Source organism: Bacillus sp. TL12 (assembly GCF_022625245.1).
Taxonomy (GTDB): Bacteria; Bacillota; Bacilli; order Bacillales; family Bacillaceae_G; genus Bacillus_A.
Window position 1 is genome coordinate 1 of sequence record NZ_JAJJBY010000254.1, and the last position, 276, is coordinate 276.

Here is a 276-nt window from a genome sequence, read left to right on the forward strand (position 1 = left end):
GTTGGCCATAATGTAATTGGAATTAGAGCTTCTGAAGATTCCATTCCCATAAAATCATTATCTGATTTATATACACCAATAATTTGCATTGGTTGACCTCTAATTTCAATAATTTTACCAATAGGATTTTGCTGTTTAAATACTTTCTCTTTCACCCCTGTACTAACCATGACCACGTTATTTCCTTGGATAATATCAGACTCTTGTAATGACCGTCCTTTTAATACTTTCACTTGATTAACCTTAAAATATTCATTATCTAATCCTGTAATATTG

General features: G+C 30.8%; 1 protein-coding gene. It reads right to left on the reverse strand.

Translation table 11 applies throughout. From position 1 onward, the window contains the following. A partial coding sequence (locus LOK41_RS28815) for an ABC transporter permease (protein ID WP_241819479.1) occupies window positions 1-276 on the reverse strand: 276 nt, incomplete at both ends.